Below are 6,915 nucleotides of genomic sequence, written 5' to 3'. Positions count from 1 at the left end.
GAACCGGCCCCGCCCCGCAGGCCGCCGGACGGAGTCCGGCGCAGCGGCGCGAAGCCGGGGAGGCCGCCAGCGGCCGAGCCGCGCGAGCGGCGCGTCAAAAAGGGGCGCGGCGCGTCAAGAAGGGAGTCGGCGCCTCATCGACCGGTGCGGAATGCCCGCGTCCTCGAACTCCGCCCCGTACGCCTCGTACCCCAGCCGCTCGTAGAACCCCAGCGCATGCGTCTGCGCCCCCAGCGACACCACCGACAGCCCCCGCCGCCCGGCCTCGGCCTCGATCGCGCGGACCAGCGCCACCCCGACGCCCAGCCCGCGCGCGGACTTGCGCACGGCCAGCCGGCCCAGGGAGCCGGCCTCCGGGGAGCCGGTCTTGGACAGGGCCTCGGGCCCGTGCAGCAAGCGGCCGGTGCCCAGCGGCTCACCGTCCGGGCCGACGGCCAGCACGTGCACCGCGACCGCGTCGTACGCGTCGTACTCGATCGACTCCGGCACGGCCTGCTCCACCACGAACACCTCGGTCCGCACGGCGTAGCAGGCCGCCAGGTCGGCCTCCGAGGAGGCCACCCTCACCGAGACGGCAGTCACTGGCTCTCGGCCCGGATGACGTCCAGCGCGTGCTGCAGGTCGGCCGGGTAGCCGCTCTCGAACTCCACCCACTGCCCGTCGGCCGGGTGCTCGAAGCCGAGCCGCACCGCGTGCAGCCACTGCCGGGTCAGCCCGAGCCGCTTCGCGACGGTCGGGTCGGCCCCGTAGGTCAGGTCGCCGACGCAGGGGTGGCGGTGTGCGGACATGTGCACGCGGATCTGGTGCGTGCGGCCCGTCTCCAGCTTGATGTCCAGCAGGGACGCCGCGCGGAAGGCCTCGATGAGGTCGTAGTGGGTGACCGACGCCTTGCCGTCCTGGGTCACGGCCCACTTGTAGTCGGCGCTGGGGTGGCGCCCGATCGGCGCGTCGATCGTGCCGCTCATCGGGTCCGGGTGGCCCTGCACCAGCGCGTGGTAGCGCTTGTCGACGACGCGCTCGCGGAACTGGTTCTTCAGCGAGGTGTAGGCGCGCTCGGACTTGGCCACGGCCATCAGGCCGGAGGTGCCGACGTCGAGGCGGTGCACGATGCCCTGGCGCTCGGAGGCGCCGGAGGTGGAGATCCGGTAGCCGGCGGCGGCGAGGCCGCCGATGACGGTGGTGCCGGTCCAGCCGGGGCTGGGGTGGGCGGCGACGCCGACCGGCTTCATGATGACCACGACGTCGTCGTCGTCGTGGATGATCTCCATGCCGGGCACGGGCTCGGCGACGAGCTCGACGGGCCGCGGCGGGGCGGGCATCTCGACTTCCAGCCAGGCGCCGCCGTGGACGCGCTCGGACTTGCCGACGACGCTGCCGTCGACCGAGACCTTCCCCTCCGCCGCCAGCTCGGCCGCCTTCGTCCGGGAGAAACCGAACATACGGGCGATGGCGGCGTCGACGCGCTCGCCTTCGAGGCCATCGGGAACGGGCAGGGTGCGGATCTCGGGAATCGTACTCACCTGTCGAGTATGCAGGACTCGGCAGAGGAGCATGCCCGCCCGGGCCCGGCGATCAGTCCTTGTGGACGGTCCCGTCCGGGTCCAGGCCCTTGAAGGACAGCAGGACGATCAGGATCCCGCCGCACACGATCGCCGAGTCCGCGAGGTTGAACACGGCGAAGTGGGCCGGCGCGATGAAGTCGACGACCGCACCCCGGAAGACGCCCGGCGAACGGAAGATCCGGTCGGTGAGGTTGCCCAGCGCACCGCCCAGCAGCAGGCCCAGGGCGATCGCCCACGGCAGGCTGTAGAGCTTGCGGGCCAGCCGGACGATCACCACGATCACGGTCGCCGCGATCCCGGTGAAGATGATCGTGAAGGCCTCGCCGAAGCCGAAGGCCGCGCCCGGGTTGCGGATGGCGGAGAACTTCAGCCACTCGCCGATGATCTCGATCGGCGGCTGGTGCTCCAGCTTGGCCACGACGACCATCTTGCTGCCGAGGTCGAGCAGGTACGCGAGCACCGCCACGACCAGCAGCGCCGCGATCCGCCTGCGCCCCCGGGGCGCGGCGGGCTCCGACTGCGGCTCGGCGTCGTCCCCGACCTCCGGCATACCGATGATGCGCTCCGCCTCTGCCACGTGAGTCCCTCGAACTAGCTCGAACCAGGTACGGGAACCTTCATCCCGACGAGACACGAGAGTACGTCAGTGGGCGTAGGTCCTGGCTAGTGCCTTCGCTCCTGCTTCTGCTTGCAGTCCACGCACAGCGTCGCCCTCGGGAAGGCCTGCATGCGCGCCTTCCCGATGGGCCTGCCGCAGTTCTCGCAGAGGCCGTACGTGCCCGCCTCCAGCCGCTCCAGGGCCCGCTCGGTCTGCTCCAGCATCGAGGTGGCGTTCGCGGCGAGGGCCAGCTCGGACTCCCGGGTGATGTTCTTGGTCCCGGTGTCGGCCTGGTCGTCGCCCGCGCCGTCGCCGGAGTCCCGCATCAGGCCGGAGATGGCCACCTCGGAGGCGTCCAGCTCGGCCCGCAGCCGCAGCACCTCGCTCTCCAGCTCGGCCCGCGCCTCGGCGACCTCCGCGGGGGTCCAGGGGTCCTCCCCCTCGCGCACGGCCAGCTCGCCGGGGGCCGGCGCGGCCTTCACCTTGGGGAGCCCGCTGGTGGCGGTCCCGGCCGTCTTCCTGGCCGTACCCGCAGTCTTCTTGGCAACCACTTTCCGAGCTCCCGTCTTCCGCGCGGCCGGGGCCGCCCCCTCGGACGCGGCCGTCTTGGCCGCGGCCTTGCTCGTGGTACGCCCGGCCGCCGGCCCGGCCGCAGCCTTGCCGGCCGCCGCCGTCTTCCCGGCCGTCGCCGTCTCGGCAGCGGCCTTCTTCGCCGGAGCCTTCTTCGCCACCGCCTTCCCGGCGGCAGCCGCCTCGGCAACGGCCTCCTCGCCCGGAGCCTTCGCGGCGGCAGCCGATCCGGCCGGGGACTTCTTGGCGACGGCCTTCTTGGCGACGGCGTTCTTGGCGACCGTCTTCTTCGCCGGGGTCCTTCCGGACGCCGCCTTCTCGACCGCGGGCTCGGCCACCTCCCGTGTCCCCGTCTTCTTCGCCACCATGCCCGCGGCCCCTTTTCACATACTGTGATCTTCTTCGCAGATCGTGCCGGAACGATAAATCGCCTCCGACCCCACGGCAACGGGGCACGCGTCCGTCGAGGTCAACCTGCATCCGTTGTGCCCAGCGGGGAGCCCCGTAATCCGCCCCACCCGCCCCAGTGGATCCCCGAGCCTCCCGTCAGCCCATCCGGGTCACACCGCGCACCGCCCGGCGACGCGCCGCCGGGCCCCGCAAAACCGGTCTGCCGAGCCGCGCCCCGGCCCGTACACTGGGCGCAGCGAAAGGCATGGATGGGGACGAGTAGCGTCGGACGCAGCCAGGAGCGACCCGGGGACGGTGAGAGCCCGGGGGCGAGCGCGATGCGAAGGATCACCCCGGAGCCGCCGGAAGAAAGCCCGCACGGATCCCCGTACGGCGAGTAGAACCGGCTTCGCACCCCAATGAGGGGGCCGCCGGACCCGTCCGGAGGCCAAGGAGGGTGGTACCGCGGGAGCAGCAGACGCTCTCGTCCCTCCGGACGGAAGTGACACCCCGCCGGAGGAAGAGTTCAGCCTCATGACCACACCGCCCCAGTACCGCCCGGTACCCGCCCAGGTCGACCTGCCCGCCCTCGAACACGCCGTCCTCGACTTCTGGCGTGAGAGCAAGACCTTCGCCAAGACGCTGGAGCAGTCCGAGGGCCGCCCCGAGTGGGTGTTCTACGAGGGCCCGCCCACCGCGAACGGCATGCCCGGCGCGCACCACATCGAGGCCCGCGTCTTCAAGGACGTCTTCCCCCGCTTCCGCACCATGCGCGGCTACCACGTGGCCCGCAAGGCCGGCTGGGACTGCCACGGCCTGCCCGTCGAGCTGGCCGTCGAGAAGGAACTGGGCTTCAACGGCAAGCAGGACATCGAGGCGTACGGCATCGCCGAGTTCAACGCCAAGTGCCGCGAGTCCGTGACCCGCCACACCGACGCGTTCACCGAGCTCACGACCCGCATGGGCTACTGGGTCGACCTGGACGACGCCTACCGGACCATGGACCCCGAGTACGTCGAGTCCGTCTGGTGGTCGCTGAAGGAGATCTTCAACAAGGGCCTGCTGACCCAGGACCACCGCGTGGCCCCCTGGTGCCCGCGCTGCGGCACCGGCCTGTCCGACCACGAGCTCGCCCAGGGCTACGAGACGGTCGTCGACCCCTCCGTCTACGTCCGCTTCCCCCTGACCTCCGGCCCGCTGGCCGGCGAAGCGGCGCTGGTCGTGTGGACCACCACCCCCTGGACCCTGGTCTCCAACACCGCCGTCGCGGCCCACCCCGAGGTCACGTACGTCGTCGCCACCGACGGCAACGAGAAGCTGGTCGTCGCCCAGCCGCTGCTGGAGAAGGCCCTCGGCGAGGGCTGGGAGGCCACCGGCCAGAGCTTCACCGGCAAGGAGATGGAGCGCTGGGCCTACCAGCGCCCCTTCGAGCTGGTGCCCTTCGACTCCCCGGCCCACTACGTGGTCAACGCCGAGTACGTCACCACCGAGGACGGCACCGGTCTGGTCCACCAGGCCCCGGCCTTCGGCGCCGACGACCTCGCGGTCTGCCGCGCGTACGGCATGCCGGTCGTGAACCCGGTCCGCGCCGACGGCACCTTCGAGGAGGAGGTCCCGCTCGTCGGCGGCGTCTTCTTCAAGAAGGCCGACGAGCGCCTCACCGCCGACCTCGACGCGCGCGGCCTGCTCTTCAAGCACATCGCCTACGAGCACAGCTACCCGCACTGCTGGCGCTGCCACACGGCCCTGCTCTACTACGCGCAGCCGTCCTGGTACATCCGCACCACCGCCGTCAAGGACGCGATGCTGCGGGAGAACGAGAAGACGAACTGGTTCCCGGACTCGGTCAAGCAGGGCCGCTTCGGCGACTGGCTCAACAACAACATCGACTGGGCGCTCTCCCGCAACCGCTACTGGGGCACCCCGCTGCCGATCTGGCGCTGCGAGGAGAACCACCTCACCTGCGTCGGCTCCCGCGCCGAGCTGAGCGAGCTGTCCGGCCAGGACCACTCCTCCCTGGACCCGCACCGCCCGTACATCGACGACGTGACCTTCCCCTGCACGGCGGAGGGCTGCTCCCTGACCGCCGTCCGCGTCCCGGAGGTCATCGACGCCTGGTACGACTCGGGCTCGATGCCGTTCGCGCAGTGGGGCTACCCGTACAAGAACAAGGAGATCTTCGAGAAGCGCTACCCGGCGCAGTTCATCTCGGAGGCCATCGACCAGACGCGCGGCTGGTTCTACACGCTGATGGCGGTCGGCACCCTCGTCTTCGACAAGTCGTCCTACGAGAACGTGGTCTGCCTGGGCCACATCCTCGCCGAGGACGGCCGCAAGATGTCCAAGCACCTGGGCAACATCCTCCAGCCGATCCCGCTCATGGACCAGCACGGCGCCGACGCGGTCCGCTGGTTCATGGCGGCCGGCGGCTCCCCGTGGGCGGCACGGCGCGTCGGCCACGGCACGATCCAGGAGGTCGTCCGCAAGACGCTCCTCACGTACTGGAACACCGTCGCCTTCCAGGCCCTGTACGCCCGTACGTCGAACTGGGCGCCCTCCGCCGCCGACCCGGCGCCGGCCGACCGCACGGTCCTCGACCGCTGGCTGCTCTCCGAGCTCCACACCCTCGTCACCGAGGTCACGGACGCGATGGAGGCCTACGACACCCAGCGCGCGGGCAAGCTGCTCTCCGCCTTCGTGGACGACCTGTCCAACTGGTACGTGCGCCGCTCGCGCCGCCGGTTCTGGCAGGGCGACGCGGCCGCGCTGCGCACGCTGCACGACGTGGTCGAGACGGTGACCCGCCTCATGGCCCCGCTCACCCCCTTCATCACGGAGCGGGTCTGGCAGGACATGGTCGTCCCGGTCACCCCGGACGCGCCGGAGTCGGTGCACCTGTCCACCTGGCCGGTGGCGGACGCCTCGGCGATCGACCCGGTGCTCTCGCAGCAGATGCTGCTGGTGCGCCGCCTGGTGGAGCTGGGCCGCGCCACCCGCGCCGAGTCCGGCGTCAAGACCCGTCAGCCGCTGTCGCGCGCGCTGGTCGGGGCGGTGGGCTTCGACGCCCTGTCCCCGGAGCTCCAGGCGCAGATCACGGAGGAGCTGAACGTCTCCTCCCTGGCCTCCCTGTCCGAGGTCGGCGGCTCGCTGGTGGACACCACGGCCAAGGCGAACTTCCGGGCGCTGGGCAAGCGCTTCGGCAAGGGCGTCCAGGACGTCGCGAAGGCCGTGGCCGCGGCGGACGCCGCCGCGCTGTCGCTGGCCCTGCGGTCCGGCTCGGCGGCCATCACGCTGAACGGCGAGGAGATCTCCCTCTCCCCGGAGGAGGTCATCATCACGGAGACCCCGCGCGAGGGCTGGTCCGTGGCCTCGGACTCCGGCGCGACGGTCGCCCTGGACCTGGAGATCACCCCGGAGCTGCGGCTGGCGGGCCTGGCGCGTGACGCGATCCGGCTGATCCAGGAGGCCCGGAAGAACTCCGGCCTGGACGTGGCGGACCGCATCGCCCTGCGGTGGTCCTCGTCGGACCCGGAGGTCGTGACGGCCCTGACGGACCACGCGGCCCTGATCTCGGACGAGGTCCTGGCGACGGACTACGCCGCGGGCGAGGCCGACGCCGCCTACGGTGACCCGTTCACGGACGACTCCCTGTCCCTGACGTTCCGCCTCCGCAAGGCGTAGCCGACTGCGTCGTGGGGGGGGGGGGGGGGGGGGGGGGGGGGGGGGGGGGGGGGGGGTGGGGGGGGGGGGGGGGAGAGGGGGGGGGGGGGGGGGGCCACCGGGGGGGGCACTCCC

5 protein-coding genes are annotated in these 6,915 nt (G+C 71.9%); 1 reads left to right on the top strand and 4 read right to left on the bottom strand.

Going from position 1 to position 6,915, the window contains the following annotated elements:
* Positions 1-114: 114 nt before the first annotated feature.
* The 4 genes from AC07A6_RS41065 to AC07A6_RS41050 form a co-directional block, all read right to left on the bottom strand.
* Positions 115-582 (bottom strand): GNAT family N-acetyltransferase, encoded by a 468-nt coding sequence (locus AC07A6_RS41065; protein ID WP_478780507.1) that lies wholly within the window; start codon positions 580-582, stop codon positions 115-117.
* A complete protein-coding gene (locus tag AC07A6_RS41060; RefSeq protein ID WP_007263598.1) occupies positions 579-1,520 on the bottom strand; it encodes an RluA family pseudouridine synthase in 942 nt (313 codons plus the stop codon). The genes AC07A6_RS41065 and AC07A6_RS41060 overlap by 4 nt, the downstream gene beginning before the upstream one ends.
* A 52-nt stretch (positions 1,521-1,572) precedes the next feature.
* Complete coding sequence (gene lspA, locus AC07A6_RS41055) at positions 1,573-2,139, bottom strand: signal peptidase II (RefSeq protein WP_362474521.1); 567 nt, start codon at positions 2,137-2,139, stop codon at positions 1,573-1,575.
* 86 nt (positions 2,140-2,225) lie between these two features.
* Entirely contained in the window at positions 2,226-3,098 is an 873-nt protein-coding gene (locus tag AC07A6_RS41050; protein ID WP_478780506.1) for a TraR/DksA family transcriptional regulator, read from the bottom strand.
* 556 nt (positions 3,099-3,654) lie between these two features.
* Between AC07A6_RS41050 and ileS the strand changes: the two genes are divergently transcribed.
* Positions 3,655-6,801, top strand: a complete 3,147-nt coding sequence (gene ileS / locus AC07A6_RS41045) for an isoleucine--tRNA ligase (protein ID WP_478780505.1) — start codon at positions 3,655-3,657, stop codon at positions 6,799-6,801.
* Positions 6,802-6,915 lie beyond the last annotated feature (114 nt).

The organism is Streptomyces sp. NPDC044002 (assembly GCF_056434525.1).
Note: the sequence above shows the minus strand (reverse complement) of the source record. Positions and strands in the feature narration are given on the sequence as shown.